Origin of the sequence: Pseudomonas sp. (assembly GCF_036404235.1) — a bacterium.
Taxonomy (GTDB): Bacteria; Pseudomonadota; Gammaproteobacteria; order Pseudomonadales; family Pseudomonadaceae; genus Aquipseudomonas.
This window is the reverse complement of the sequence record NZ_DASWOT010000105.1, coordinates 18611-31442: the sequence shown is the minus strand read 5'-3', so window position 1 is coordinate 31442 and position 12832 is coordinate 18611. Positions and strand designations below refer to the sequence as shown.

At 57.7% G+C, this 12832-nt stretch carries 12 protein-coding genes; 9 read left to right on the top strand and 3 right to left on the bottom strand.

Going from position 1 to position 12832, the window contains the following annotated elements:
• A partial coding sequence (gene ilvA, locus VGC62_RS13155) for a threonine ammonia-lyase, biosynthetic (RefSeq protein ID WP_331187518.1) occupies positions 1-1182 on the top strand: 1182 nt, incomplete at its 5' end.
• Between the two features lie 182 nt (positions 1183-1364).
• Entirely contained in the window at positions 1365-1793 is a 429-nt protein-coding gene (locus tag VGC62_RS13150; RefSeq protein ID WP_331187517.1) for a DUF2269 family protein, read from the top strand.
• Between the two features lie 16 nt (positions 1794-1809).
• Here the strand turns inward: VGC62_RS13150 and VGC62_RS13145 are convergent, their stop codons facing one another.
• Entirely contained in the window at positions 1810-2466 is a 657-nt protein-coding gene (locus VGC62_RS13145; RefSeq protein ID WP_331187516.1) for an HAD family hydrolase, read from the bottom strand.
• Positions 2467-2631: 165 nt separating this feature from the next.
• Here VGC62_RS13145 and VGC62_RS13140 point away from each other — a divergent pair, with 165 nt between their 5' ends.
• The gene (locus VGC62_RS13140) at positions 2632-3111 is read left to right on the top strand and encodes an RNA pyrophosphohydrolase (RefSeq protein WP_331187515.1); all 480 of its coding nucleotides are present in this window, start codon (positions 2632-2634) and stop codon (positions 3109-3111) included.
• A 21-nt stretch (positions 3112-3132) separates the two neighbouring features.
• Complete coding sequence (gene ptsP / locus VGC62_RS13135; protein ID WP_331187514.1) at positions 3133-5412, top strand: phosphoenolpyruvate--protein phosphotransferase; 2280 nt, start codon at positions 3133-3135, stop codon at positions 5410-5412.
• Between the two features lie 158 nt (positions 5413-5570).
• Here ptsP and VGC62_RS13130 read toward each other — a convergent pair whose 3' ends face one another.
• Positions 5571-6317 carry an NRDE family protein gene (locus VGC62_RS13130; protein WP_331187513.1) on the bottom strand — a complete coding sequence of 249 codons (747 nt, stop codon included), beginning with the start codon at positions 6315-6317 and terminating at the stop codon, positions 5571-5573.
• A 113-nt stretch (positions 6318-6430) separates the two neighbouring features.
• On the opposite strand from VGC62_RS13130, the gene VGC62_RS13125 reads away from it, so the two are divergent.
• From VGC62_RS13125 to VGC62_RS13105, 5 genes are all read left to right on the top strand, one after another.
• Positions 6431-7213: a sulfite exporter TauE/SafE family protein gene (locus tag VGC62_RS13125; protein ID WP_331187512.1), complete on the top strand. Its 783-nt coding sequence runs from the start codon at positions 6431-6433 to the stop codon at positions 7211-7213.
• 58 nt (positions 7214-7271) lie between these two features.
• Positions 7272-8084 (top strand): prolipoprotein diacylglyceryl transferase, encoded by an 813-nt coding sequence (gene lgt / locus VGC62_RS13120; RefSeq protein ID WP_331187511.1) that lies wholly within the window; start codon positions 7272-7274, stop codon positions 8082-8084.
• 58 nt (positions 8085-8142) lie between these two features.
• On the top strand, positions 8143-8976 hold the full coding sequence (locus VGC62_RS13115) for a thymidylate synthase (protein WP_331187510.1): 834 nt from the start codon (positions 8143-8145) through the stop codon (positions 8974-8976).
• A gap of 390 nt (positions 8977-9366) precedes the next feature.
• On the top strand, positions 9367-10524 hold the full coding sequence (gene cfa / locus VGC62_RS13110) for a cyclopropane fatty acyl phospholipid synthase (RefSeq protein WP_331187509.1): 1158 nt from the start codon (positions 9367-9369) through the stop codon (positions 10522-10524).
• Between the two features lie 225 nt (positions 10525-10749).
• Positions 10750-12195, top strand: coding sequence for a catalase (locus VGC62_RS13105; RefSeq protein ID WP_331187508.1), 1446 nt, complete (start codon positions 10750-10752; stop codon positions 12193-12195).
• Between the two features lie 113 nt (positions 12196-12308).
• On the opposite strand, the gene cadR is transcribed toward VGC62_RS13105, so the two are convergent.
• Positions 12309-12767 (bottom strand): Cd(II)/Pb(II)-responsive transcriptional regulator, encoded by a 459-nt coding sequence (cadR, locus tag VGC62_RS13100; protein ID WP_331187507.1) that lies wholly within the window; start codon positions 12765-12767, stop codon positions 12309-12311.
• Positions 12768-12832 lie beyond the last annotated feature (65 nt).

The window sequence follows — 12832 nt, the reverse complement described above, 5'->3', positions numbered from 1 at the left end:
TCCCGAGGTGGCAAAGTGGTTTTGCACGGGGATTCGTTCCCCGAAGCGCTGGCCTATTCGCTGAAATTGGTCGATGAAAAAGGCTACGTCTACGTCCACCCCTACGACGACCCCGACACCATCGCCGGGCAAGGCACGGTGGCGATGGAAATTCTGCGCCAGCATCCGGGGCGTCTGGACGCGATTTTTGTCCCGGTGGGCGGTGGCGGTTTGATCGCAGGCATCGCGGCGTACGTGAAATACCTGCGCCCGGAGATCAAAGTCATTGGCGTCGAACCGGACGACTCCAATTGCCTGCAACAGGCCATGGCCTGCGGCGAACGCGTGGTACTGCAACAAGTCGGGCTGTTCGCCGATGGCGTCGCGGTGGCGCAGATTGGCAAGCACACGTTCGACATCTGCCAGCATTACGTGGATGAAGTGATCACGGTCAGCACCGACGAGATCTGCGCGGCGATCAAGGATATCTATGACGATACCCGCTCGATCACCGAACCTGCCGGTGCGCTGGGTGTCGCCGGGATCAAGAAGTACACCGAGCAATACGGCGTGACCGGGCAGACGTTGGTGGCGATCGATTCCGGGGCCAACGTCAACTTCGACCGCCTGCGCCATGTCGCCGAGCGCGCCGAGCTGGGCGAAGGCCGCGAAGCGATCATCGCGGTGACCATTCCCGAGAAACCGGGCAGCTTCAAGGCCTTCTGTGAAGCCATCGGCAAACGCCAGATCACCGAATTCAACTACCGTTATCACACCGACCGTGAGGCGCACATCTTCGTTGGCGTGCAAACCCATCCCGACACCGATCCGCGTAAGGCATTGATTTCGAGCCTGACCGAGCAAGGTTTCCCGGTGCTGGACCTGACCGACAACGAACTGGCCAAGCTGCATCTGCGGCACATGGTCGGCGGGCATTCCGAGCGAGTCAGCGATGAAATGGTGTTTCGCTTCGAATTCCCGGAGCGGCCGGGTGCGTTGTTCAATTTCCTCAACAAACTTGGCGGCCGGTGGAATATTTCGATGTTCCACTACCGCAACCACGGCGCGGCGGATGGCCGTGTTGTGGCGGGGCTGGTGGTGCCGGAGGATGAACGGCATCGGGTGCCAGCGGCACTGGCCGAGATTGGCTATCGGTATTGGGATGAGTCGAATAACCCGGCGTACAAGCTGTTTCTCGGCTGACACAAGACCTGTAAGAGCCAACTTGTTGGCGAGGCGACTTAGCGCCGTGCCAGGTGGATCGCTTCGCCAACACGTTGGCTCCTACGGATCATGCGTCAGACAGAGTTTGATCTGCGCCGACACCGGGAATCTAATCAGCGCTGCTACGCTGAATGTCATGCACTGACAGGGAATCATTGAACATGGAACACTTCGCTGCACTGAAAATCCTGCACATGGTCACAACTGTGCTGCTTTTTATCTGTGGCCTTGCGCTCACTTTCTGGATCGTCAAAGGTCGACGGGCGGGCGATCTGACCGTGCAGAACCGCACGATGCAGCGCCCCTGGGTTTTCGTCTGGCTGCTAATGGCGCTGTGCCTACTCACCTTGCCCGTCAGCGGCTGGTGGCTGGTGCATTACGCTGGCTGGCCACTGAGCCAAACCTGGCTGTTGGCGGCCAGCGTGCTGTTTACCTTGGGCGCGCTGAGCTGGGCCTGGCTCGCGGTTCGGATGAATCGGCTGCGGCGCCCAGTGATTGTCGGCAATCCGAAATTCACTCTCGCACTGGCGATATTTAGCGCGGTCTGCTTCGTAGCGATTGCGGGGTTGATGGGAGCCAAGCCGGTTTAGCTGCGCGATGGCGTGATCAATCGCGCAACGAAATCACCGGCCAGCCACGAAGCGCCGCTTGCGCCCGCAGGTTCTCATCAGGATCGACCGCCACTGCATGGGTTACTTGCTCCAGCAACGGCAGGTCATTCATCGAGTCGCTATAGAAGTAGCTGTCGTCCAGGCTGAAGTTGTTCTCTTGTAGCCAGCGGTTCAGGCGCGTCACCTTGCCTTCGCGAAAACACGGTACATCGGTGGTCTTGCCGGTGTAACGACCGTCGACGATTTCGCATTCGGTGGCCAGCAACGTCTCGATGCCCAGGCGCTCGACAATGGGCGCGGTGACGAAACGATTGGTCGCGGTAATCACCACCAATGTGTCACCTGCATCACGATGCCTGGCGATCAGCTCCACGGCCTTGGGCAGAATCATCGGCTCGACGCAATCGCGCATGAAGTCCCGATGCCATTCGTCAAGTTGCTCCCTGGCGGTCCGGCCGAGAATCTCCAGACTGAAGTTCAAGTAGTCGGTCAGGTTCAGCGTGCCCGCCAGGTAGTCCTGATAAAACGCATCGTTTCGTGTTTTATAAGCAGCGCCATCAAGGATGCCACGTTGGCACAAGTAGTCGCCCCAGGCGTGGTCACTGTCGCCACCGAGAAGCGTGTTGTCGAGATCGAATAGAGCCAGTCGCATGTGGTTACTCGCTGAAATAACTAAAAAAAGAGCACAAGAATACGAGGTTTCATCTCCCGACTGCATCTATTAATGCCGTTGTGCCAATAAGCTGCCTGCGCCTCGTTGCTGCCTTCACGATCTTTGTGGAACAATGCGTCGACATGCGCTTGCGAGGTTGTAGCCGTGATCGACCCCGATGGTTTCCGCCCTAATGTCGGGATAATTCTGACGAATGATGCAGGCCAGGTCCTATGGGCTCGCCGTATCAATCAAGATGCCTGGCAGTTTCCTCAAGGGGGAATCAACCCTCAGGAGACGCCAGAAGACGCGCTCTACCGCGAATTGAATGAAGAAGTCGGGCTGGAACGGCAAGATGTTGAAATTCTTGCCTGCACCCGTGGCTGGTTGCGTTATCGTCTGCCGCAACGTCTGGTCCGTACCCACAGTCAGCCACTGTGCATCGGTCAGAAGCAAAAGTGGTTTCTCCTGCGCCTGATCTCCAATGAGCAGCGGGTGCGGATGGATTTGACCGGTAAACCGGAGTTCGATGGCTGGCGCTGGGTCAGCTATTGGTATCCGTTGGGCCAGGTGGTGACATTCAAGCGCGAAGTGTATCGACGCGCACTTAAAGAGCTTGCCCCGCGCCTGTTGGCGCGCGACTGACACGGAGTTCGACCCCGAGCTATGCTCAATACGTTGCGCAAGATCGTCCAGGAAGTTAACTCCGCCAAGGATCTCAGGGCGGCGTTGGGGATTATTGTGTTACGCGTCAAAGAGGCCATGAGCAGCCAGGTCTGCTCGGTCTATTTGCTCGACCCTGAATCCAATCGTTTCGTGTTGATGGCCACCGAGGGCTTGAACAAGCGCTCTATCGGCAAAGTCAGCATGGCCCCCAATGAAGGCCTCGTTGGCCTGGTCGGCACTCGAGAAGAGCCGCTGAACCTGGAAAACGCTGCCGATCACCCGCGTTATCGCTACTTCGCCGAAACCGGTGAAGAACGTTACGCATCGTTCCTCGGCGCCCCGATCATCCATCATCGCCGTGTGGTCGGCGTGTTGGTGATCCAGCAAAAGGAGCGCCGCCAGTTCGACGAAGGGGAAGAAGCCTTCCTCGTGACCATGAGCGCGCAGCTCGCCGGCGTTATCGCCCACGCCGAGGCCACGGGCTCGATCCGTGGGCTGGGTCGTCAGGGCAAGGGCATTCAGGAAGCCAGGTTCGTGGGCGTGCCGGGTTCGCCCGGGGCCGCAGTGGGCATGGCCGTGGTCATGTTGCCGCCAGCCGATCTTGAAGTCGTCCCCGACAAAACCGTCACCGACATTCAGGCGGAACTCACTCTTTTCAATACCGCGCTGGAAGGCGTTCGCAGTGATATGCGTGCGCTTTCGGCGAAGTTGGCGACTCAATTGCGCCCAGAAGAGCGCGCACTGTTCGACGTTTACCTGATGATGCTTGACGATGCCTCGCTGGGCAGTGAAGTGACCAACATCATCAAGACCGGCCAATGGGCACAGGGCGCGTTGCGTTCGGTGGTCAACGAGCACGTTAAACGCTTCGAACTGATGGATGACGCTTACCTGCGCGAACGGGCATCGGACGTCAAAGACCTTGGCCGTCGTTTGCTGGCGTATCTTCAGGAAGCCCGCCAACAGGCCCTGGTCTACCCCGACAACACCATCCTGGTGAGTGAAGAGCTGACACCCGCGATGCTCGGCGAAGTGCCAGAAGGCAAGCTCGTTGGCCTGATTTCGGTGCTCGGTTCCGGCAACTCCCATGTGGCAATTCTGGCCCGGGCGATGGGCATTCCTACGGTCATGGGCGTGGTCGATCTGCCTTACTCCAAGGTCGATGGCATCCAACTGATCGTCGACGGCTACCACGGCGAGGTGTACACCAACCCCAGCGAAATCCTGTGCAAGCAGTATTCGGTGGTTGTCGAGGAAGAACGTCAGCTGTCACAGGGGCTCGACGCGCTGCGTGAGCTGCCCTGCGTGACACTCGACGGGCATCGCATGCCGCTGTGGGTCAACACCGGCTTGTTGGCGGACGTCGCGCGCGCCCAGCAGCGCGGGGCTGAAGGTGTCGGCCTGTACCGCACTGAAGTGCCCTTCATGATCAACCAGCGTTTCCCCAGCGAGAAGGAACAACTGGCGATCTATCGCGAGCAACTCGCCGCGTTCCACCCGTTGCCAGTGACCATGCGCACCCTGGATATCGGCGGCGACAAGTCGCTGTCGTACTTCCCGATCAAGGAAGACAACCCATTCCTTGGCTGGCGCGGGATTCGCGTCACCCTCGATCACCCGGAAATCTTCCTCGTGCAAACCCGCGCGATGCTCAAGGCCAGCGAAGGCTTGAACAACCTGCGGATTTTGCTGCCGATGATTTCCGGTACGCACGAAACGGAAGAAGCGCTGCACCTCATTCATAGAGCGTGGGGCGAGGTACGCGATGAAGGCACCGATGTGCCGATGCCGCCCGTTGGCGTGATGATCGAAGTGCCCGCGGCGGTTTACCAGACGCGTGAGCTGGCGCGGCAAGTGGACTTCTTGTCAGTGGGTTCCAACGACCTGACTCAATACCTGCTAGCGGTCGACCGCAACAACCCGCGTGTCGCCGACCTCTACGACTACCTGCACCCAGCGGTGCTGCAAGCCCTGCAGAACGTGGTGCGCGACGCCCATGCCGAAGGCAAGCCGGTCAGTATTTGCGGCGAGATGGCGGGCGATCCTGCGGCGGCAGTGCTGTTGATGGCGATGGGCTTTGACAGCCTGTCAATGAACGCCACCAACCTGCCCAAAGTGAAATGGATGCTGCGTCAGATCCACTTGAGCAAGGCCAAAGAGCTACTGGCGCAGTTGATGACCAACGACAATCCCCAAGTCATCAACAGCTCGTTGCAATTGGCGCTGAAGAACCTGGGGCTGTCGCGGATGATCAATCCGGGGTCTGTAAAAGGACATTGAGGCACCGCCGCAAAATGCAACGCCCCCGTAGGAGCGAATTCATTCGCAACCGCTCAAGGGGACTCAAAGCTCAAGGGGACTGATTTATTTACAATGCTTCACCGTAAATTAATCTGTCCCCTTGCGTAAATTAATCCGCCCCCTTGGATTCAGACCATTCATATCTGCAACTCGACCTCCCCCAACCGCCCGCCATACGGCCCGAAACTGTGCTCGACGATTCGCCGACTGCCATCGGCATTGACAATCAGCACGGTGCTGGCTCGCGTTCCGTAGTTGAGGCTGGCGATGAATACGCTCGACAACAAGGTCTCGGTCGCCAAGCCAACGCCGGTGTCTGGCAGCTCGGAGACCGGAGCGGTTTGCGGGTCAGCCAGAAAACGGAATAACTTCTCTGGCTGTGGATCGTCCAATTCAGCCGTCAGCGCCGCCTTGGCTTTCAACAACTTGGGCCACGGCGTATCAAGACCTGCATTGGATATGCCATAAACCCCTTCGCTTAGCCGCTGTGGCGCTGGGTCAAGCGCGCTCAGAAAATGCAGCTCCTCGCGGTTACCCACCAGTAAATTGAAGCCGCCGTATTCTGCGGCGCGTGCTGCGACTTCCTGCAAGTACTCGCTGATCGACAGCGATCCGCTCAAATACTGAGCAACCAACTCACCTCGCGAGCGGCGTCCCAGCGGTTGATCAGGATTACGAATATTGGTCAGTGCGGCAAATCGCCCATCAGCATGGACACCCAGCCAAGTCCCCCCTGCCTCCAGATCACGGCCTGCATACACTTGCGGTGCATTTTCCCACTGGGCCAAAGGGAGCGTCGGGCGGGCGTAAAATTCGTCGCGGTTGGCCGCCAGCACCAATGTTTGCGGGTGATCAGGGCGCCAGGCGAAAACGATCAAACACATGCTGTACTCCTTTTTTCGCCACTCTACGCACAGATCGAACGTACATCCATCGCGCGCCGCTAGAGCACAATGCCGTGCTTCCGGTAACATGCCGGACTGATTTGGGGGCTCCCATGGAATTTCTGCTCTATTTAGCGTTGGGCGGCTGCGCGGGTGTGCTAGCGGGGCTGTTCGGTGTGGGAGGCGGCATCATCATCGTGCCGGTGCTGGTGTTCAGCTTCACGCTGCAAGGTTTTGACAACTCGGTCCTGACCCACTTGGCGGTCGGAACCTCGCTGGCGACGATTGTGTTTACGTCTATCCAATCGGTTCGGGCGCATCATCGCGTCGGAGCCGTGCAGTGGCAGTTTTTTGCCTGGATGACACTGGGCATCCTGATCGGCGCGGGCTTGGGCGCGTTGACCGCCAGTTACATTGCAGGGCCTTATCTACAGAAAATCATCGGCGTGTTCGCCATTCTGGTCGCGATCCAGATGTTCCTCGACTTCAAGCCCAGGGCCAGCGGCGGGACACACGGCAAACCCGGCCTGACCCTCGCAGGCGTGGTGATTGGCTGGGCGTCGGCGATCTTCGGTATCGGCGGTGGCTCACTGACCGTGCCGTTTCTGACGTGGCGCGGTCTGACCATGCAGCAAGCAGTGGCGACGTCCTCGGCCTGCGGTTTTCCAATTGCGGTGGCAAGTGCAATAAGTTTCATGATTCTGGGCTGGCACGATCCCCTGCTGCCCCCGCATAGTCTCGGCTTCGTGTATCTCCCGGCGCTGCTGGGTATCGCGTTGACGAGCATGTTTTTCGCCAGGTTCGGCGCACGGCTGGCGCATAAACTGTCCCCTCGTCTGCTGAAACGACTGTTCGCACTATTGTTAGTAGTCGTCGGTATGAGCTTTCTGATCTGATCCGGTTTTGTTTTGTCGCTCGCAGAGCGTTTCAACCAAGCTTCACTAAGGAGTCGCAATGCTGCCTTACCCGCAGATTGATCCGGTAGCCGTGGCCATCGGCCCACTGCAAATCCATTGGTACGGCCTGATGTATCTGGTCGGCATCGGGAGCGCCTGGTTTCTCGCTTCGCGCCGTTTGAATCGCTTTGACCCAACATGGACCAAAGAAAAACTCTCGGACATGATCTTCTGGGTCGCCATGGGCGTGATTGTCGGCGGGCGTTTGGGTTACGTGTTGTTTTATGACCTGTCTAACTACATTGCCAATCCGCTGCTGATCTTCGAGGTCTGGAAGGGCGGCATGGCATTCCACGGCGGCTTCATCGGCGTGATGATTGCCACTTATTGGTTCGGCAAGCGCAACGGCAAATCCTTCTTCCAGTTGATGGACTTCATCGCACCGATGGTGCCGATTGGTTTGGGTGCCGGGCGCATAGGCAATTTCATCAACGCCGAGTTGTGGGGCAAACCCACCGACCTGCCGTGGGCCATGGTTTTCCCACCGTTCAGCGATCCTGCGCAGTTGCCGCGTCACCCGTCGCAGCTGTATCAATTCGCGCTGGAAGGCGTTGCACTGTTCCTGATTCTTTATTTTTACTCACGCAAACCGCGCCCGACCATGGCCGTTTCCGGCATGTTCGCGCTGTTTTATGGGATCTTCCGTTTTGTCGTGGAGTTCGTCCGTGTTCCGGATGCTCAGTTGGGCTACCTAGCCTGGGGCTGGGTCACCATGGGCCAGATCCTCAGCCTGCCAATGATCGTTGGTGGCCTGGTGTTGATCTGGCTGGCCTACCACCGCGCTCCGGCTGCGAACAACGCGACCGTCTAACGATCAAGCGCCGGGCTTGTTTGCCCGGCGGATTCACCGATTCTGAGGGCCATTTGGCATGAAGCAATACCTTGAACTGCTGCAGGACGTCATCGATAACGGGACGCGCAAGGGTGATCGCACAGGTACCGGCACGACGGCCGTGTTCGGCCGCCAGTTTCGACACAACCTGGCAGACGGCTTCCCGCTGCTGACCACCAAAAAGCTGCATTTCAAGAGCATCGCCAATGAGTTGATCTGGATGCTCAGCGGCAACACCAACACTAAATGGCTCAACGAAAATGGCGTGACCATCTGGGACGAGTGGGCCACTGAAGAAGGCGATCTGGGCCCGGTATATGGCGCGCAATGGACCGCCTGGCCGACCAAGGACGGGGGCAAGATCAACCAGATCGACTACATGGTCGACTGCCTGAAAAACAACCCCAACAGCCGTCGCATCCTGTTCCACGGCTGGAACACTGAATACCTGCCGGACGAAAAACTCTCACCGCAGGAAAACGTGAAAGCCGGGCGTCAGGCGCTTGCGGTCTGTCATTTGCTGTACCAAGCGTTCGTCGCCGACGGCAAGCTGTCGATGCAGTTGTATATCCGCAGCTCTGATGTGTTCCTCGGCCTACCCTACAACACTGCGGCGTTGGCGTTGTTGACCCATATGCTGGCGCAGCAATGCGACCTGATCCCGCACGAGATCATCGTCAGCCTGGGTGATACTCATGCCTACGCCAACCATGCCGAGCAGATAGCAACGCAGTTGACCCGCACACCGAAGAAACTGCCGACACTAAAGCTCAACCGTCGGCCTGACAGCATCTACGACTACCGCTTCGAAGACTTTGAAATCGTTGGTTATGATGCGGACCCGAGCATCAAGGCGCCTGTGGCGGTTTGACCTGTCACATGGGGTGTCCGCAACCTGACACCCCATGACCAAATCTTCACAGGCGCAAACTTGTTTGCGAGACATACACCTGTCACATCCTCAATCTCTCGCCAACAAGTTGGCTCCTACAAACAACGCGGGGAGCCCCTCCCCCGAAATCAATATGAACCGACCGGTTAATATTTGGTCCGCAAGTTGCGATAGTCCATACGTGCGTTACGGCGACCACTATTATTGCAATTATGTCATCAGTGTTTTGTGATAATCGCAAGTAATATCCTTCATAGTTTTTTTTAATCTATCAAATATGCACATTGCGTTTAATTATTCCCTTTATTTGCCCTATAGTGCGCAGATCCTAAGTCTTAGCCTGTCAACTGCGTTTGGAATTAACCATCCATGACCACGACGAACTTCAGCACTGACGCATTCTCTTATCAAAATTCAGGTCTGTACCGCACCGCCACGAAGATCTTCAACGCGGCCGGTATTCAGATCAATGGATCAGCGCCCTGGGACATTCGCTTCAACGGCCCGGGCGTTATCGAGCGTGCGTTGGCGCAGGGGAATCTCGGTCTGGGTGAGGCCTACATGGAAGGCCTGTGGGACAGCGAACAGCTGGACGAATTCTTCCATCGCCTGATGAAGACTGGCATGACCGATGACGTGCGGCCTGCACGTCTGGTGTTTTACGCACTGGTGGCGAAGTTTCTCAATCGGCAGAACATCAAGCGCTCCAAGCGCGTCGGCGAGGTGCATTACGACCTGGGTAACGAGTTCTACTCGACCATGCTCGATTCGCGGATGACCTACACCTGCGGCTATTGGGAGAACGCTACCACCCTGGAAGAGGCGCAGAACGCCAAGCTGGACCTGATCTGCCGCAAGCTCCAGCTCAAACCCGGCATGCGCGTGTTGGACATCGGCTGCGGCTGGGGCAGTTTCATGAGCTACGCAGCCGAGCATTACGGCGTCCAAGCGGTGGGTGTGAGCATCTCCAAAGAGCAGATCGCCTGGGCCAAAGAGCGCTACAAACACCTGCCGCTGGAGTTCCGCTTTCAGGACTATCGTGAACTCAACGAGCAGTTCGATGCCATCGCCAGTGTCGGGATGTTTGAACATGTCGGTCGCAAGAACCATCGCACTTACATGGAAGTCGCCAATCGCTGTTTGAAGCCTGGCGGTATGTTCCTGCTGCACACTATCGGCAAGAACCAACGCAACAGTTATCCAGACCCATGGATCGATCAATATATATTCCCCAATGGGGACTTACCGTCGGTGGGTCAAATGGGTGATGCAATGGACGGACTGTTCGTTGTAGAAGATCTGCACAATTTTGGTGCTGACTACGACAAGACGCTCATGGCCTGGCATGACAACTTCATGAAAGCCTGGCCACAATTTGAAGCCAAGTTGGGTAATCGTTTCTATCGCATGTGGCGCTATTACCTGTTGTCTTGCGCAGGTGCTTTTCGCGCACGCGATATTCAGCTGTGGCAATGGGTGCTGTCCAAGGGCGGTGTCGAAGGCGGGTACAACCGCAACGCTATTTGAAGTTTCGTCCGGCTTCGGACAGAGGCGAACCCTAGGGTTCGCCTTTTTTATGCGCGCTGACTATCAGTTTCCAGAAAACCAATTAAGAACCTCTATACACCCGGTATGCAGTGACAATGAGCCCTCCCCTGCGTTTTTGAATATCGTTCTCCTCCATAGACAAGACCAAAGGGCTGGCTTCAAAAGGCTGGCCCGGATGAAGTGATGACCCTGGAGACGAAGCGCATGAGTAACAAATTGACGACCGCTTTTGGTGCACCTGTACCGGACAATCAGAACATCCAGACTGCCGGCCCGCATGGCCCAGCGTTGCTGCAAGATGTCTGGTTCCTGGAAAAACTGGCGCATTTCGATCGTGAGGTGATCCCCGAACGTCGCATGCACGCCAAAGGCTCGGGCGCTTTCGGCACCTTCACCGTGACTCACGACATCACCCGATTCACCCGAGCCCGGCTCTTCTCCGAGATCGGCAAGAAGACCGAAATGTTCGCCCGCTTCTCAACCGTTGCCGGTGAGCGCGGTGCCGCTGACGCCGAGCGTGATATCCGTGGTTTCTCCTTTAAGTTCTACACCGAAGAAGGCAACTGGGACATGGTCGGCAACAACACGCCGGTATTCTTCCTGCGTGATCCGCTGAAGTTTCCTGACTTGAACCACGCGGTAAAACGCGATCCACGTACCGGCATGCGCAGTGCTGAAAACAACTGGGACTTCTGGACTCAATTGCCTGAAGCCCTGCACCAGGTGACTGTGGTCATGAGTGATCGTGGTATCCCGCGCAGCTATCGCGAGATGCACGGCTTTGGCAGCCACACCTACAGCTTCCTCAATGCCCAACATGAGCGTTTCTGGGTCAAGTTTCACTTCGTGTCGCAGCAAGGCATCGCCAACCTGACCGATGCGCAAGCCCAGGAACTGGTCGGTCGTGATCGCGAATCGCACCATCGTGACCTGTACGAAAACATCGAAAACGGCAACTTCCCGCGCTGGAAACTGTTCATACAGATCATGCCGGAGAAGGAAGCAGGCTCGTACCACATCAACCCGTTTGACCTGACCAAAGTCTGGCCGAAAGCTGATTACCCGCTGATCGAAGTGGGCGTGGTCGAGCTCAATCGCAACCCGGAAAACAACTTTGCCGACGTCGAGCAGGCCGCGTTCGCCCCGTCCAACGTCGTGCCGGGCATCAGCTTCTCACCGGACAAGATGCTGCAGGGTCGCCTGTTCTCCTATGGGGATGCGCAACGCTACCGTTTGAGCGTCAATCACCACCAGATCCCGGTGAACTCGCCACGTGCCGCGCTGCACGTGAACAGCTACCACCGCGACGGCCTGATGCGCATCGACGGTAACCGTGGCGGCATGACCCCGTACGAGCCAAACACCAAGGGCGCGTTCCAGGAGCAACCGGACTTCAGAGAGCCACCGCTGTCCATCGAGGGCGCGGCAGGTCACTGGAACCACCGCGTGGATGACGACTACTACTCGCAACCCGGCAACCTGTTCCGCCTGATGACTGCGGCGCAGCAACAAGTGTTGTTCGAAAACACTGCGCGCTCGCTGCAAGGCGTGTCAGCCCCAATCATCCAGTTGCATATCGATCACTGCCGCTTGGCCGATCCGGCCTACGGCGAAGGCGTTGCGGCGGCAGTCGAGCGGATTCACCACTAAGCGGCTGCGGTACAACAAAGCCCCCGGCTCGCAAGGTTGGGGGCTTTTTTGCGGGGGTAAATACCTTGTCGGAACCGCCCCCACAGGCTGCGTATTCGCCGTGATATCCGTATTCAATGCCCGTGGCTGCGCCCCACATGGGAGGGCTCAACCGGAGGCATGATCACACCGCCGCTGACTTCCAATCGATCCAGAATGCCGCAATGGTCTGGAGCACCTTCGCGGCAACGTTGGCGCAAGTCCACCAGCTGTGTCTGTAATGCCTGCAAGCTGGCGATGCGCGCGTTGACGTGCTGGATGTGATCATCGATCAACGCGTTGACGTTTTCACACTGATCCTGCGGGCTGTCGCGCAGGGCCAGCAAGCTACGGATTTCATCGAGGGTCATGTCGAGGCTGCGGCAATTGCGGATGAAGGTCAGGCGCTCGACGTGCTCTTGGGTGTACAGCCGATAATTGCCCTCGCTGCGCGCAGGCTCGCTCAGCAAGCCCTCGCGCTCGTAATAACGGATGGTCTCCACGGGGCAATCGGTAAGTTTCGCCAGTTCGCCAATTTTGTAGGAAGCGCTCATGGGCAGGGATCTCATTTGGGTGCTTGACCCTATAGTGGCTACAGGGTGTTCACTTGGCAACAAGC